We start from the raw sequence: 12,718 nt of genomic DNA on the forward strand, positions 1-12,718 counted from the left end.
CACCGCATGGCTACCGCCGGTCTCAACGACGTCAAGAAGGGCATGAAGATCCTTCACAACAACGATCCGTGGATCATCACCGAAGCCGAGTTCATCAAGCCCGGCAAGGGCCAGGCGTTCACCCGCATCTTCATCCGCAACCTGAAGACCGGCCGCACCACCGAGCAGACGATGAAGTCCAGCGACTCCTTCGAAGTCGCCGACGTCACCGACACCGACATGCAGTACCTGTACTCCGACGGCGAGTTCTGGCACTTCATGCACCAGGAAAGCTTCGAGCAGCACCAGGCCAGCAAGGCCGGCATCGGCGAGACCTCGAAGTGGCTGAAGGGCGAGGAAGAGTGCGTGGTCACCCTGTTCAACGGCGAGATCATCGCGGTGCAGGCGCCGAACTTCGTCGAGCTGAAGATCACCGAGACCGACCCCGGCGTGCGCGGCGACACCTCCGGCGGCGGCGGCAAGCCGGCCACGCTGGAAACCGGCGCCGTGGTGCGCGTGCCGCTGTTCGTGGGCCAGGACGAAATCATCAAGGTCGACACCCGCACCGGCGAATACGTCAGCCGCGTCGGCAAGTGACGAACCGGCGCGCGGGCATTCGCCCGCGCCTTTGCCGGTTCGTCATCCCGGCGAAAGCCGGGATCCAATGAAGTACTCACGCGCAGCGTTCGATATATTCAGCGTGCTACGCACGAGTACCCAACTGGATTCCGGCCTACGCCGGAATGACGGGCAAAATGACGAGCCAAGGGGCGGCGCCGCAAGGTGGGCCGCCCTTCGCTTATCCGCCTGATGGAGTCTTTACATGAGCGACACGCAGCCCCAGTCCATCGACCTCCTCATCGAAGCCCGCTGGGTTGTCCCGGTCGAGCCGCACGGCGTGGTGCTGGAAGATCACGCGGTGGCGATCGACTGCGACCGCATCGTGGCCTTGCTGCCCATCGCCGATGCCCGTGCCGCCTACGCACCGCGCGAAACCGTGCGCCTCATGGAGCACGCGCTGATCCCCGGCCTGGTCAATGCCCACACCCACAACCCGATGACCCTGCTGCGCGGCCTGGCCGACGACCTGCCGCTGATGGTCTGGCTGCAGCAGCACATCTGGCCGGCCGAGGCCAAGGTGATCGGCCCCGAGTTCGTGCGCGATGGCGTGGAATTGGCGGTGGCCGAGATGCTGCGCGGCGGCACCACCTGCGCCAACGAGAACTACTTCTTCCCCGACGCCATCGGCGCCACCTACCGCAAGCTGGGTTTCCGCGCCGTGGTGGGTCTGCCGGTGATCGAGTTCCCCACCGCGTGGGCGAAGTCGCAGGACGAATACTTCGAGCGCGCCAGTGAAGTGCACGACAGCTTCCGCGGCGACGCGCTGGTCTCCACCGCGTTCGCGCCGCATGCGCCGTACACGGTGTCCGACGAAAGCTTCGAGCGCATCCGCGTGCTGGCCGACCAGCTCGACATTCCGGTGCACCTGCACCTGCATGAGACCGCGCACGAGGTCGAGGAAGAAAAGAAGAAGAGCGGCCTGCGCCCGTTCCAGCGCCTGCAGAAGCTGGGCCTGGTCAACGACCGCCTGATCGCCGTGCACATGACCCAACTCACCGACGGCGAGATCGCCGCCTGTGCCGAGGCCGGCGTGTCGGTGGTGCATTGCCCCGAATCCAACCTCAAGCTCGCCTCCGGCTTCTGCCCGGCGGAGAAGCTGCGCAAGGCCGGCGTGAACCTCGCCATCGGCACCGACGGCTGCGCGTCGAACAACGACCTGGACATGTTCGGCGAGCTGCGTACCGCCGCATTGCTGGCCAAGGCAGTCGCCAACGATGCCGCCGCCCTGGATGCCGCCAGCGCGCTGCGCGCGGCCACGCTGGGCAGCGCGAAGGCGATGGGGCTGGAGGCGAAGATCGGTTCCATCGAGGCGGGCAAGCAGGCCGACCTCGCCGCGGTGCGGCTGTCCGACCTGGAGACCCAGCCGCTGTACCACGTGGCCTCGCAACTGGCCTACGCCACGGGGCGTCACCAGGTCAGCGACGTGTGGATCGCCGGTCGCCGCAAGCTGGCCGCGCGCGAGCTGGTGGGTATGGACGTGGACGCCATCCTCGCCCGCACGCGCGCCTGGCGCGAACGCATCGCGACAAGCTGAATCTTGGCGCTCATCCTTGAGCGCAAAAGTCAAAAAGCGACCATTCATGGCCGCACTTTCAGATGGATTCTGCGCTCGTCCATGAGCGCCAAGATCAAAAAGCGGCCATCCGTGGCCGCACTTTTCAATAGGCTTCCGCCATGAACCGCTATCTCGTCATGCTCATGCGCCGCCCGCAGCTCGATCCGGCCGTGGTGCCGCAACACCGCGCCTTCCTCGACGGGTTGCGCGCGCAGCAGCGCATCGAGCTGTCCGGGCCGTTCGGCGACGGCAGTGGCGGTGCCTATCTGCTGCTTGCCGAGTCGCTGCCCGAGGCCCAGGCGATGGTTCACCGCGATCCCGCGTACACCAGCGGCGGCTGGGACGTCACGGTGTACGAGTGGCATGTTTGAACCGGCGCCCATCCATGGGCGCGAAGATCGGGCAGCGACCGGCCGTCGCCACCCTTTTCAATAGATTGATGCGCCCACCCTGGATCCGAACATGACCGCTGCCAACGTCAGCCCCGCCGAGATTGCCCGTTTCGACCAGTTGGCCGCGCGCTGGTGGGATCCGGACGGCGAATCGCGCCCGTTGCACGACCTCAACCCCGTGCGCGCCGATTACGTCGCCGCGCGCGCGAACCTGCGCGGCGCCAGGGTCGCCGACGTGGGCTGCGGCGGCGGCCTGCTCAGCGAGGCGCTGGCGCGCGCCGGCGCCGAGGTCACCGGCATCGACCTGGGCGACAAGGTGATCGGGATCGCGCGGCTGCACCTGCACGAGTCCAACCTCAAGGTGGATTACCGCAAGCAATCCTCGGCGGAACTGGCGGAGTCCGAACCGGCTTCGTTCGACGTCGTGTGCTGCATGGAGCTGATCGAGCACGTGCCCGATCCTGCCGCCCTGGTGCACGACCTCGCCGCCATGCTCAAGCCCGGCGGCCGCGTGTTCCTGTCCACGCTCAACCGTACGCCGGCCGCGTTCGGCGCGGCCATCCTCGGCGCGGAATACCTGATGCGCCTGCTGCCGCGCGGCACGCACCACTACGCGCAGTTCCTCAAGCCCTCCGAGCTCGCGCGCCTGCTGCGCATCGAGGGCCTGGAGCTGGAGGACGTCAGCGGCCTCGGCTATAACCCGCTCAGCCGCAAGGCATGGCTGAGCCGCACCACCGCGGTGAACTACATCCTCTGCGCAAGGAAGCCGGCATGAAGCCCTTGCCTGCGAACATCGAGGGCGTGCTGTTCGACCTCGACGGCACTCTGCTCGACAGCGCGCCCGACCTGCACGCCGCGCTGGCGGCCTATTGCGCCGAGGTCGGCGCGCCCGCGCCGGACTACGCCACGGTACGCGAGGTGGTCTCGCGTGGCAGCCGCGCGATCCTGCGCTGCGCGTTCAAGGAGAACGACGAAGCGCTGCTGGCGCGCATGCCGCGCTACCTCGAGCTTTACCAGGGCATGCTGGCCACGCACACGCGCCCGTTCGACGGCGTGGCGCCGCTGCTGGAAATGATCGAGGCGCGCGAATTGCGCTGGGGCATCGTCACCAACAAGCCCGGCTTCCTCACCGAGGAGCTGATCCAGCGCATGGACTGGGATCTGCGCGCCAGCGCGGTGGTCTGCGGCGACACCTTGCCGGTGAAGAAACCCGATCCTGCGCCGGTGCTGCTGGCCTGCGAACACGCGCGCATCGATCCCGCCAGCAGCGTGTTCGTGGGCGACGACGCGCGCGACATCACGGCCGGCCGCGCCGCCGGCCTGTACACGGTGGCGGTGCGCTGGGGTTACCTCGACGGCGGCGACCCGGACAGCTGGGGCGCCGACGCGGTGCTCGACCATCCGCACCAGCTGGCCGAACTGCTGCAGGCCGGCACGTGAGCGAACTGGGCGCATTGCAGAGCTACGTCGACAAGTGGCTGGCGGTGCAGCCGGCGCAGCGCATGGCGCTGGCCTTCGTCGATCCGGCGAAGTATCCCGGCCACGTCGCGCTGGCCGCGCTGGAACAGGAGCTGCTGTCCGCCGCCTACGGCATCCGCGAACCGCACGTGGCGCTGGGCAAGCTCAACTGGTGGGCCGAGGAACTGTCCGGCGCCGCCGCCAGCGGCGGCCGCCATCCGCTGACCCAGGTGCTGTTCGACGACGAACGCGCCCACGCCATCGCCGCCGAACGCTGGCTGGCGCCGGTGCTGGCCGCGATGGCGCAATTGGAAGAGGGCACGGCGGCGGATTTCCCCGCCCAGCTCGCTGCCGCAGGTTCATTGCATGGTGCGCTGGCCGCGCTGGAAACTGCGTGGTGGTACGGCGGCGAGGCCTCGCCGGAACGCGCCGCGCGCGTGGCCACGCTCGGCCACCTGCTGTACGCCCTGCGCCGGCTGGAAGACGACGCCGAGCGCGACCGCCTGCCGCTGCCGATGGCGCGGCTGGCCCGCTACGGCCTTGCCCGCAACGCCTTGCGCCAGCGCAGCACGGCGCGCGACGAAGCGGTCAAGGCGCAACTGGCCGACCTGCAATCGGCCTGGCGCGAAGCGGCCCGGCTGTCGGGGCCGCTCGGCGTGTTCCGCGCGCTGGAATCGCGCGAGGCCGAGCGCCTGCTGCGCCGCGCACGCGGCGCGGGCGATCCGCTGGCCGTGCTGCAGCGAGGCGGGCAGGGAGGGTTTGGCGCCACCTTTGCCGCATGGCGTGCGGCGCAGCGCTGGCGGTCGATCGCGCCCGCTTGAACGCAGCGTTTCCCGCCATCGCCTGTTGCAATGCGCCAGACCGGCCCAAAATAGACGACTCCGCTCCACGAGTACGCCCATGCACAGCCACGAGAACACCACACGCCTGATGCCCGACGTCGCCGCGCAGGCGCAGCCGCATCTGCGCGGTGCGCTGGACTGGGTGGGCATGGACGGCATCGAGGCGCCGGTGCGCTTCGACGCCGGCGACGGCGAGGCGCAGCGTGCCAGCGCCCAGGTCGGCGCCTTCGTCAACTTGGTGCATCCCGACAAGCGCGGCATCCACATGTCGCGGCTGTACCTGCTGGTCGACCATCACCTGGGCACGCAAACGCTCAGCGCGGCAGTGCTGGAAAACCTGCTGCGCGCCTTCCTCGAATCGCACGGCGGGCTGTCCGATCGTGCCCGCCTCAGCATCCGCTTCGACGCGCTGGTGCGCCGCAACGCCCTGCGCAGCGGCCACAGCGGCTGGCGCAGCTATCCCGTTTCGGTGGAAGCCAGCCTGGGGCCGGAGGGCTTCCGGCTGGAGCTGGGCACCGAGGTGGTCTATTCCTCCACCTGTCCTGCGTCCGCCGCCTTGTCGCGGCAGCTGATCCAGGAGCAGTTCGCGAAAGATTTCGATGCGGCCGCACCCGTCGACCACGCCGCCGTGCTGGCCTGGCTGGGCAGCGAGCGCGGCATCGTCGCCACGCCGCACGCGCAGCGCAGCGTGGCGCGCCTGCTGGTGCGCCTGAAGGGAGGGGTGCCGTTCGACCTGATCGACACCCTCGACCGCGTGGAGCAGGCGCTGGGCACGCCGGTGCAGACCGCGGTGAAGCGCGAGGACGAACAGGCCTTCGCGCTCGCCAACGGCGGCAACCTGATGTTCTGCGAGGACGCCGCGCGGCGCATCCAGTTGGCGCTGGATGCCGACGAGCGTCTCGCCGATTTCCACGTGCGGGTGGAGCACCAGGAAAGCCTGCATCCGCACGATGCGGTGGCCTACGCCAGCAAGGGCGTGGCGGGCGGCTTCGGTTCGCCCTGAGCCTTCAGCGCCCCTCGTCTGCCTGCGGCAGGGGCTGGGGAGCATGCGGCGCGTCCGCGCCGTCGTGGTGGTGCCTGCACCGCACGAAACGAAACCGCTCCGGCACCGGATCTTCGCCGCCCGAGCACAGCGGCTGGCAGCGCAACAGCCGCCATGCGGTGAGCGCGCAGCCGCGCCAGGGGCCGAAGCGCACGATCGCGCCGCGTGCATAATCCGAGCAAGTGGGGTAGAAACGGCAATGCTGTCCGATCAGGGGGCTGAGCCAGCGTTTGTAGAGGCGCAGCAGGAACAGCAGGAATCGGGTCGGCACATTCACGTTGCTGGAACAACTCGTCGCCAGTTAGTGTTGCGAGTATCCCAGAAGCCGGCTTGCCGGTGCAGGGTACATGGGCTATAACACCCGGCCGCCAAGGCCAATAAATGGTGAAGGAAGATGGCGAAAACCACGCGCAGTTCGACCGCAGCCAAGGCTTCGAAAGGGAAGGCGGGCAGCACCGCATCCGCCAAGGCGAAAGCCGCTGGCGCCAAGGCACCTGCCAAGAAGGTTGTCGCGAAGAAGGCAGCCAAGCCGGCCGTGAAGAAGGCGGCGGCAAAGAAACCTGTCGCGAAGAAAGCGCCGGCGAAGAAGCCAGTGGCGAAGAAGGTCGCCAAGCCGGCGGCGAAGAAAGCGGCCAAGCCCGTCGCGAAGAAGCCGGTGGCCAAGCCGGCTGCGAAGAAGGTCGCCAAACCGGCACCCAAGCCCGCGCCCAAGGTGGTCGCCAAGCCCACGGCGAAGAAGCCCGCCAAGCCGGCTGCCAAGCCCGCGACCGCGAAGAAGGCCGTTGCGAAACCGGCAGTCGTCGCCAAGTCCGCCGCTCCCCAGCCAGCCAAGGCGGCGCCTGTCGAGAAGAAACCCGCTCCGCCCGCCGCCCTGCCCAAGGGCAAGGTGGCGAGCGCCACGGCCATGGTGCTGCCGCGTGCAGCGGACGCCACGGCCAGCACCCCCCACAAGACATCGAAAAACGCCCCATCCGCAATGAACAAATCGGCAGCCAAGAACCTCGACAACGGCGTTACCCGCGAAGACGGGCGCTACGCCTTGCCGGCCACCACCCAGATCGCCTTGCCCAAGGGTTACCGCCCCTCCCCCAAGGAGGAGTACATGAACCCGATGCACCTGGCCTACTTCCGCAACAAGCTGCGCGACTGGCGCGACCAGCTCGTCGAGGAATCGCGCCAGACCATGGACAACCTGCGCGAGGAGGTGCGCGACGTGGGCGACGAGGCCGAGCGCGCCACCCGCGAGACCGAGAACTCGCTGGAGCTGCGCACCCGCGACCGCTACCGCAAGCTGATCTCCAAGATCGACAAGGCGCTGCGCCGCATCGAGGAAGGCAGCTACGGCTACTGCGAGGAAACCGACGAGGAGATCGGCGTGGATCGCCTCGACGCGCGCCCGATCGCCACGCTGTCGCTGGACGCGCAGGAGCGCCGCGAGCATCTGCAGAAGCAGATGGGGGATTGAGCAAGGCGCATCGTTACGCTATGCGTCGCAGCAAAAAGCCCCGCCGCGAGCGGGGCTTTTTGCTGGAGACAGTGAGGGAAGGGGAGCGGGAGAAGAGCCTGGGTGCAACACGCCGTTGCCTTTTTCCCCGCATCACTCCTATCCACTCGCTCCCTGGGCTTGTGCCGCCGCAGCGGCATAGCCCTTCAGCTTCGCCAGCATCGCCGCCAGCCCGTTCGACCGCGTGGGCGACAGGTGCTTGGCGAGGCCGATGGCCTGGATGAAGTCCGGTTCGGTGGCGACGATCTCCGCCGCCGGGCGGTCGGAATACACGCGCAGCACCAGCGCGATCAGGCCGGAGACGATGGCCGAATCGCTGGCGGCTTCAAAGTGCATGCGCGCGGCGTCGCCGCTGGGCACCAGCCATACCATCGACTGGCAGCCGTGCACGCGCCAGGCCTCGGTCTTGTGGTCTTCCGGGAACGGCGGCAATTGCCGGCCGAGATCGATCAGGTACTGGTAGCGTTCGCTCCACTCGCTGAAGTAGGCGAACTCCTCGGCGATCTCGCGCTGCGCCCCGTCGGCGCTGCCGCTGCTGCTGGTGACGATGTCGTTCATGCGTACATTATCGCGCGCATGCCGGCGATGCGCTAAATGCCTTCGCCATGGCGGTCACGCCTTGGCCACGCTCCAGCGCGTGCCCTGCGCGCCGTCCTCGATGGTCACGCCCATCGCGACCAGCTCGGCGCGGATCGCATCGGCGCGGGCGAAATCGCGCGCGGCGCGCGCGGCGCGGCGTTCCTCCAGCAGCGCTTCCACTTTGGCGGCGTCGACGTCGTGGCCGCCAGCCTGCTTGAACCACGCCTCGGGATCCTGCTGCAGCAGGCCGAGCAGGGCGCCGCCGCCGAGCAGGGCGGCCTTGGCCTCGGGCGTGCCCTGCACGCGCGCGGCGTCGGCCAGCACGGACAGTTCGGCCAGCGCCTGCGGAGTGTTGAGGTCGTCGCACAGCGCGGCTTCGACGGCATCGGGCACGGGCAGTTGTGCGCTGTCCACCGCGACGTGGGCGAGATCGCGCAATACGCGGTACCAGCCGTCCAGCGTGTTCACCGATTGCGCGATGGCGGCGTCCGACCAGTCCAGCGGCTGGCGGTAGTGGCCGCTCATCAGGCGCAGGCGCAGCGCCTCGGCGGGATGGTGCTTCAGCATCTCGTGCAACTGCAGCACGTTGCCCAGCGACTTCGACATCTTCCTGCCGTCGAAGGTGAGCATGCCGTTGTGCAGCCACCAGCGCGCGAAGGTCTTGCCTCCGTGGGCGCAGGTGGACTGGGCGATCTCGTTCTCGTGGTGCGGGAACAGCAGGTCGTTGCCGCCGGCGTGGATGTCGATGGTTTCGCCCAGGTGTTTCCCGGCCATCGCCGAGCACTCGATGTGCCAGCCAGGCCGGCCGCGACCCCAGGGGCTGTTCCAGCCCGGCAGTTCCGGCGTGGAGGGCTTCCACAGCACGAAGTCGACCGGGTTCTTCTTGTACGGGGCCACTTCCACGCGCGCACCGGCGATCATCTCATCGGTGTCGCGGCCGGAGAGTTTGCCGTAATCGGGGTAGCTGGCCACGTCGAACAGCACGTGGCCTTCCGCCGCGTAGGCGTGGCCGTCGGCGATCAGCCGCTCGATCATCGCGACGATCGGGCCGATGTGCGTGGTGGCGCAGGGCTCCACGTCCGGCGGGGCGATGCCCAGCGCGGCCATGTCTTCGCGATAGGCGGCGGTGAAGCGGCCGGTGATCGCCTCGATGCCCACGCCCTGTTCCAGCGCGGCGGCGTTGATCTTGTCGTCCACGTCGGTGATGTTGCGCGCGTACACCACGTTCGGATAATGCCGGCGCAGCAGCCGGGCCAGCACGTCGAACACCACCGGGCCGCGCGCGTTGCCGATGTGCACGTAGTTGTAGACCGTGGGCCCGCACACGTACATCGTCACGCGCTGCGGATCGAGCGGCGCGAAGGTTTCGGTGCGGCGGGTCAGGCTGCTGTAGAGCGAAATCGGCATGTCGTGTATCCGGGCAATGGCCGCGGTTGCGGGCCAGCCGTGCATCTTAACAAGGAGTAAGCGGACGGCGGCATGGCGTCGCAGCCCGGGAATTCTAAGCCGCGATTCAGTGTCTGTTTGCTGCAATCGGCCATGCGCCGAAGTTGCGCCTGAAATGCCGTCTGGAGTCCGCGATGTCCAAGCTTCTTGTTGCCACCTTGATGTTGGGTCTGGTTGCCGCCAGTGCCCAGGCGCAGGACGCGCGCTACCCCGGGCCGCCGCCGGGATATCCGCCGGGCGCGCAGCCCGACGACAACGCCCACTTCGGCTGGGCCGACGTGCTCCGGGTGGATCCGGTCTACGGCGTGGTGCAGGCCAACGTGCCGCGCCAGCAGTGCTACGACCAGCAGGTGGTGCACCAGGATCGCGGCAACAGCACGGCCAGCACCATCCTCGGCGCGGTGGTGGGCGGCGTGCTCGGCAGCACCATCGGCAAGGGCGATGGCCGGCGCGCGGCCACGGTGGCCGGCGCGGTAGCCGGCGGCGCGGTGGGCAACGGCGTCTCCAACCATGGCGGCAGCTATGAAACCACCCAGACCAATTGCACCATGGTCAACACGGTGAGCGAGCAGCGCCAGATCGTGGGCTACGACGTGGAGTACCGCTATCGCGGCGAGGTCTACGAATCGCGCTTGAACTACGACCCCGGCGAGCGCCTGCGCGTGCGGGTGAGCGTGACTCCCGCCGATTGACGATTCGCGCCGCCTCCGGGCGGCGCCTTCGCTTATGCCTTTGCGATCATCCTTGATCGCGAGAATCGAATGGACGGCCATCCACGGCCGCACTTTCGATGGCATGTTGCATGGCAGCGAAAATCCCGTCATGATGGCGGCTCGCCCGACTGGAACACCCATGTCCACAGCCGTCTATACCGCCAATGTCCTGACCAGCGCCCGCATGGCTGCTGGCATGACTTCGCGTGCGCGCCGACCGCTGGACGAACATCCGGCCGGGTAGGCTGTCGCGCGCTGCTGCACACGTATCGACGAAAAACCCGGCCACCGTGCCGGGTTTTTTTGTTTTTGGGCTTGTACTTCACGCGGATCCGTCCGCAAAACCCCGGCCATCCATGGCCGGACTTTCAACAAAGGCGCGGCTCCGTCCGCGAACAGCAAGCCGGCCAGTCATGGCCGGACCATTCACCAAGAGCGATTCCACCGAGGGCGATCCGAACCATGACCATCCGCCACTTCCTCACCACCCAGGACTGGAGCCGCGCCGAGATCGACGCGCTGCTGGAGCAGGCCGCCGCGTTCAAGCGTTCGCCCGCGGGCACGCAGCTGGCCGGCAAGTCGGTGGCGCTGCTGTTCTTCAATCCCTCGATGCGCACGCGCACCAGTTTCGAGCTGGGCACGTTCCAGCTGGGCGGCCACGCGGTGGTGCTTTCGCCGGGCAAGGACGCGTGGCCGATCGAGTTCGAGCCGGGCACGGTGATGGACGGCGACACCGAGGAGCACATCGCCGAAGTGGCGCGCGTGCTGTCGCGCTACGTGGATCTGATCGCGGTGCGCGCCTTCCCGAAGTTCCAGGACTGGGCGGTGGATCGCCAGGACAAGGTCATCAAGGCGTTCGCGCAATACGCCACGGTGCCGGTGATCAACATGGAGACGATCACCCATCCCTGCCAGGAACTGGCGCACGCGCTGGCCCTGCGTGAGCACCTGGGCGACCTCACGAAGAAGAAGTACGTGCTCACCTGGACTTACCACCCCAAGCCGCTCAACACTGCGGTGGCCAACTCCGCGTTGCTGATCGCCACCAAGATGGGCATGGACGTGACCCTGTTGTGCCCCACGCCGGAGTACGTGCTGGACGAGCGCTACATGGAGTTTGGCCGTCTGAACGCCGAGCAGAACGGCGGCTCGCTCAAGGTCAGCCACGACATCGAGGAAGCCTACGCCGGCGCCGACGTGGTCTACGCCAAGAGCTGGGGCGCGCTGCCGTACTTCGGCCGATGGGAACAGGAGAAGCCCATCCGCGAGGCGCACAAGCACTTCATCGTGGACGAGGCCAAGATGGCGCTGACCAACCACGGCCTGTTCAGCCATTGCCTGCCGCTGCGCCGCAACGTCAAGGCCACCGACGCGGTGATGGACGCGCCGTACTGCATGGCCATCGACGAAGCCGAGAACCGCCTGCACGTGCAGAAGGCGGTGATGGCATCGCTGGTCGGCCAGCGCTGAGCGCCTGCCATGTACATGCCCAAGTCGTTCGTCGAGACGCGTCCGGAAGCCCTGCACGGGCTGATCCGCGACTACCCGTTCGCCACCGTGGTGGCGGGCGCGGCGGACGGCGTCGTCGCCAACCATCTTCCGCTGGAATGGGTGGGCGGCGCGCTGCACGGCCATGTGGCGCGCGGCAACGAGCTGGCGCGGCTGGATGGCGCAGAGGTGTTGGCGATCTTCAAGGGGCCGGACGGCTACGTCAGCCCCAACTGGTATCCGACCAAGCAGGAGACGCACCGCGAGGTGCCCACGTGGAACTACGCAGTGGTGCATGTGCGCGGCCGCCTGAAGGTCGTCGAGGACGCAGCATGGCTGCGTGCGCTGCTGGAGCGCCTGACCGACCACCACGAGGCCGCCGAACCGCAGCCGTGGCGCGTCGGCGATGCGCCGGACGACCACGTCGAGAAGCTGCTGCGCGCCATCGTTGGCATCGAGATCGCCATCGAGCGCATCGAAGGCAAGTTCAAGCTCAGCCAGAACCATCCCGAGCGCAACCGCCTCGGCGTGATCGCCGGCCTGCGCCGCCGCGACGGCGATGGCGACGCGGCGCTGGCCGCGCTGATGGCCCTGCAGGAGGAATCGAAGGCATGAACCACCCGCATCGCTACCGTGTCGACGTGGAATGGGTCGGCAACCGCGGCAGCGGCACCGACGGCTACCGCAACTACAGCCGCAACCACGTGATCCGCATTCCCGGCAAGCCGGATCTCGCCGGCTCGTCCGATCCTAGCTTCCGCGGCGACGCCACCAGGCACAACCCGGAAGACATGCTGGTGGCCGCGCTGTCCACCTGCCACATGCTGTCCTACCTGCACATGGCCACCGTGGCCGGCGTGGTGGTCGTCGCCTACGACGACAGCGCCGAAGGCACGATGGTCACCGAGGGCGACGGCGGCCGTTTCACCGAAGTCGTGTTGCGCCCGCGGGTCGCCATCCGCGCCGGCAGCGATCCCGGCAAGGCGCTGGCCGCGCACGAGGATGCGCACCACGCCTGCTTCATCGCCAACTCCGTGAATTTCCCGGTGCGCTGCGAGCCGCGCATCGTCGTTTCTTCCGACTGACATCTTCCCCGACC

15 protein-coding genes are annotated in these 12,718 nt (G+C 68.1%); 12 read left to right on the top strand and 3 right to left on the bottom strand.

The window, feature by feature from the left end:
• The first annotated feature begins 6 nt into the window (after positions 1–6).
• The 7 genes from efp to folE2 all read left to right on the top strand — a co-directional run bounded on the left by efp (position 7) and on the right by folE2 (position 5,850).
• Positions 7–576 carry an elongation factor P gene (gene efp / locus ACZ5Z2_RS05795; RefSeq protein WP_464760998.1) on the top strand — a complete coding sequence of 190 codons (570 nt, stop codon included), beginning with the start codon at positions 7–9 and terminating at the stop codon, positions 574–576.
• 226 nt (positions 577–802) lie between these two features.
• The gene (locus ACZ5Z2_RS05800) at positions 803–2,134 is read left to right on the top strand and encodes a TRZ/ATZ family hydrolase (protein WP_464760999.1); all 1,332 of its coding nucleotides are present in this window, start codon (positions 803–805) and stop codon (positions 2,132–2,134) included.
• Between the two features lie 140 nt (positions 2,135–2,274).
• On the top strand, positions 2,275–2,526 hold the full coding sequence (locus ACZ5Z2_RS05805) for a YciI family protein (RefSeq protein ID WP_464761000.1): 252 nt from the start codon (positions 2,275–2,277) through the stop codon (positions 2,524–2,526).
• 91 nt (positions 2,527–2,617) lie between these two features.
• Entirely contained in the window at positions 2,618–3,322 is a 705-nt protein-coding gene (gene ubiG, locus ACZ5Z2_RS05810) for a bifunctional 2-polyprenyl-6-hydroxyphenol methylase/3-demethylubiquinol 3-O-methyltransferase UbiG (protein ID WP_464761001.1), read from the top strand.
• A complete protein-coding gene (gene gph / locus ACZ5Z2_RS05815; RefSeq protein ID WP_464761002.1) occupies positions 3,319–3,987 on the top strand; it encodes a phosphoglycolate phosphatase in 669 nt (222 codons plus the stop codon). The genes ubiG and gph overlap by 4 nt, the downstream gene beginning before the upstream one ends.
• Positions 3,984–4,826, top strand: a complete 843-nt coding sequence (locus ACZ5Z2_RS05820) for a squalene/phytoene synthase family protein (protein ID WP_464761003.1) — start codon at positions 3,984–3,986, stop codon at positions 4,824–4,826. The genes gph and ACZ5Z2_RS05820 overlap by 4 nt, the downstream gene beginning before the upstream one ends.
• Positions 4,827–4,905: 79 nt before the next feature.
• Entirely contained in the window at positions 4,906–5,850 is a 945-nt protein-coding gene (gene folE2, locus ACZ5Z2_RS05825; protein WP_464761004.1) for a GTP cyclohydrolase FolE2, read from the top strand.
• Between the two features lie 4 nt (positions 5,851–5,854).
• On the opposite strand, the gene yidD is transcribed toward folE2, so the two are convergent.
• On the bottom strand, positions 5,855–6,166 hold the full coding sequence (yidD, locus tag ACZ5Z2_RS05830) for a membrane protein insertion efficiency factor YidD (protein ID WP_464761005.1): 312 nt from the start codon (positions 6,164–6,166) through the stop codon (positions 5,855–5,857).
• A gap of 117 nt (positions 6,167–6,283) precedes the next feature.
• Here yidD and dksA point away from each other — a divergent pair, with 117 nt between their 5' ends.
• Entirely contained in the window at positions 6,284–7,354 is a 1,071-nt protein-coding gene (gene dksA / locus ACZ5Z2_RS05835) for an RNA polymerase-binding protein DksA (RefSeq protein WP_464761006.1), read from the top strand.
• 138 nt (positions 7,355–7,492) lie between these two features.
• Here the strand turns inward: dksA and ACZ5Z2_RS05840 are convergent, their stop codons facing one another.
• On the bottom strand, positions 7,493–7,951 hold the full coding sequence (locus ACZ5Z2_RS05840) for a SufE family protein (RefSeq protein WP_464761007.1): 459 nt from the start codon (positions 7,949–7,951) through the stop codon (positions 7,493–7,495).
• 54 nt (positions 7,952–8,005) lie between these two features.
• Positions 8,006–9,379, bottom strand: coding sequence for a cysteine--tRNA ligase (gene cysS / locus ACZ5Z2_RS05845; protein WP_464761008.1), 1,374 nt, complete (start codon positions 9,377–9,379; stop codon positions 8,006–8,008).
• A gap of 173 nt (positions 9,380–9,552) precedes the next feature.
• Here cysS and ACZ5Z2_RS05850 point away from each other — a divergent pair, with 173 nt between their 5' ends.
• The 4 genes from ACZ5Z2_RS05850 (at position 9,553) to ACZ5Z2_RS05865 (ending at position 12,704) form a co-directional block, all read left to right on the top strand.
• Positions 9,553–10,110: a glycine zipper 2TM domain-containing protein gene (locus ACZ5Z2_RS05850; RefSeq protein WP_464761010.1), complete on the top strand. Its 558-nt coding sequence runs from the start codon at positions 9,553–9,555 to the stop codon at positions 10,108–10,110.
• Between the two features lie 483 nt (positions 10,111–10,593).
• Positions 10,594–11,601, top strand: a complete 1,008-nt coding sequence (locus ACZ5Z2_RS05855; RefSeq protein WP_464761011.1) for an N-acetylornithine carbamoyltransferase — start codon at positions 10,594–10,596, stop codon at positions 11,599–11,601.
• Positions 11,602–11,610: 9 nt separating this feature from the next.
• Positions 11,611–12,234, top strand: coding sequence for an FMN-binding negative transcriptional regulator (locus ACZ5Z2_RS05860; RefSeq protein ID WP_464761012.1), 624 nt, complete (start codon positions 11,611–11,613; stop codon positions 12,232–12,234).
• Complete coding sequence (locus ACZ5Z2_RS05865) at positions 12,231–12,704, top strand: OsmC family protein (protein ID WP_464761013.1); 474 nt, start codon at positions 12,231–12,233, stop codon at positions 12,702–12,704. The genes ACZ5Z2_RS05860 and ACZ5Z2_RS05865 overlap by 4 nt, the downstream gene beginning before the upstream one ends.
• Positions 12,705–12,718: the final 14 nt, after the last annotated feature.

Source organism: Rhodanobacter sp. G1 (genome assembly GCF_055397855.1).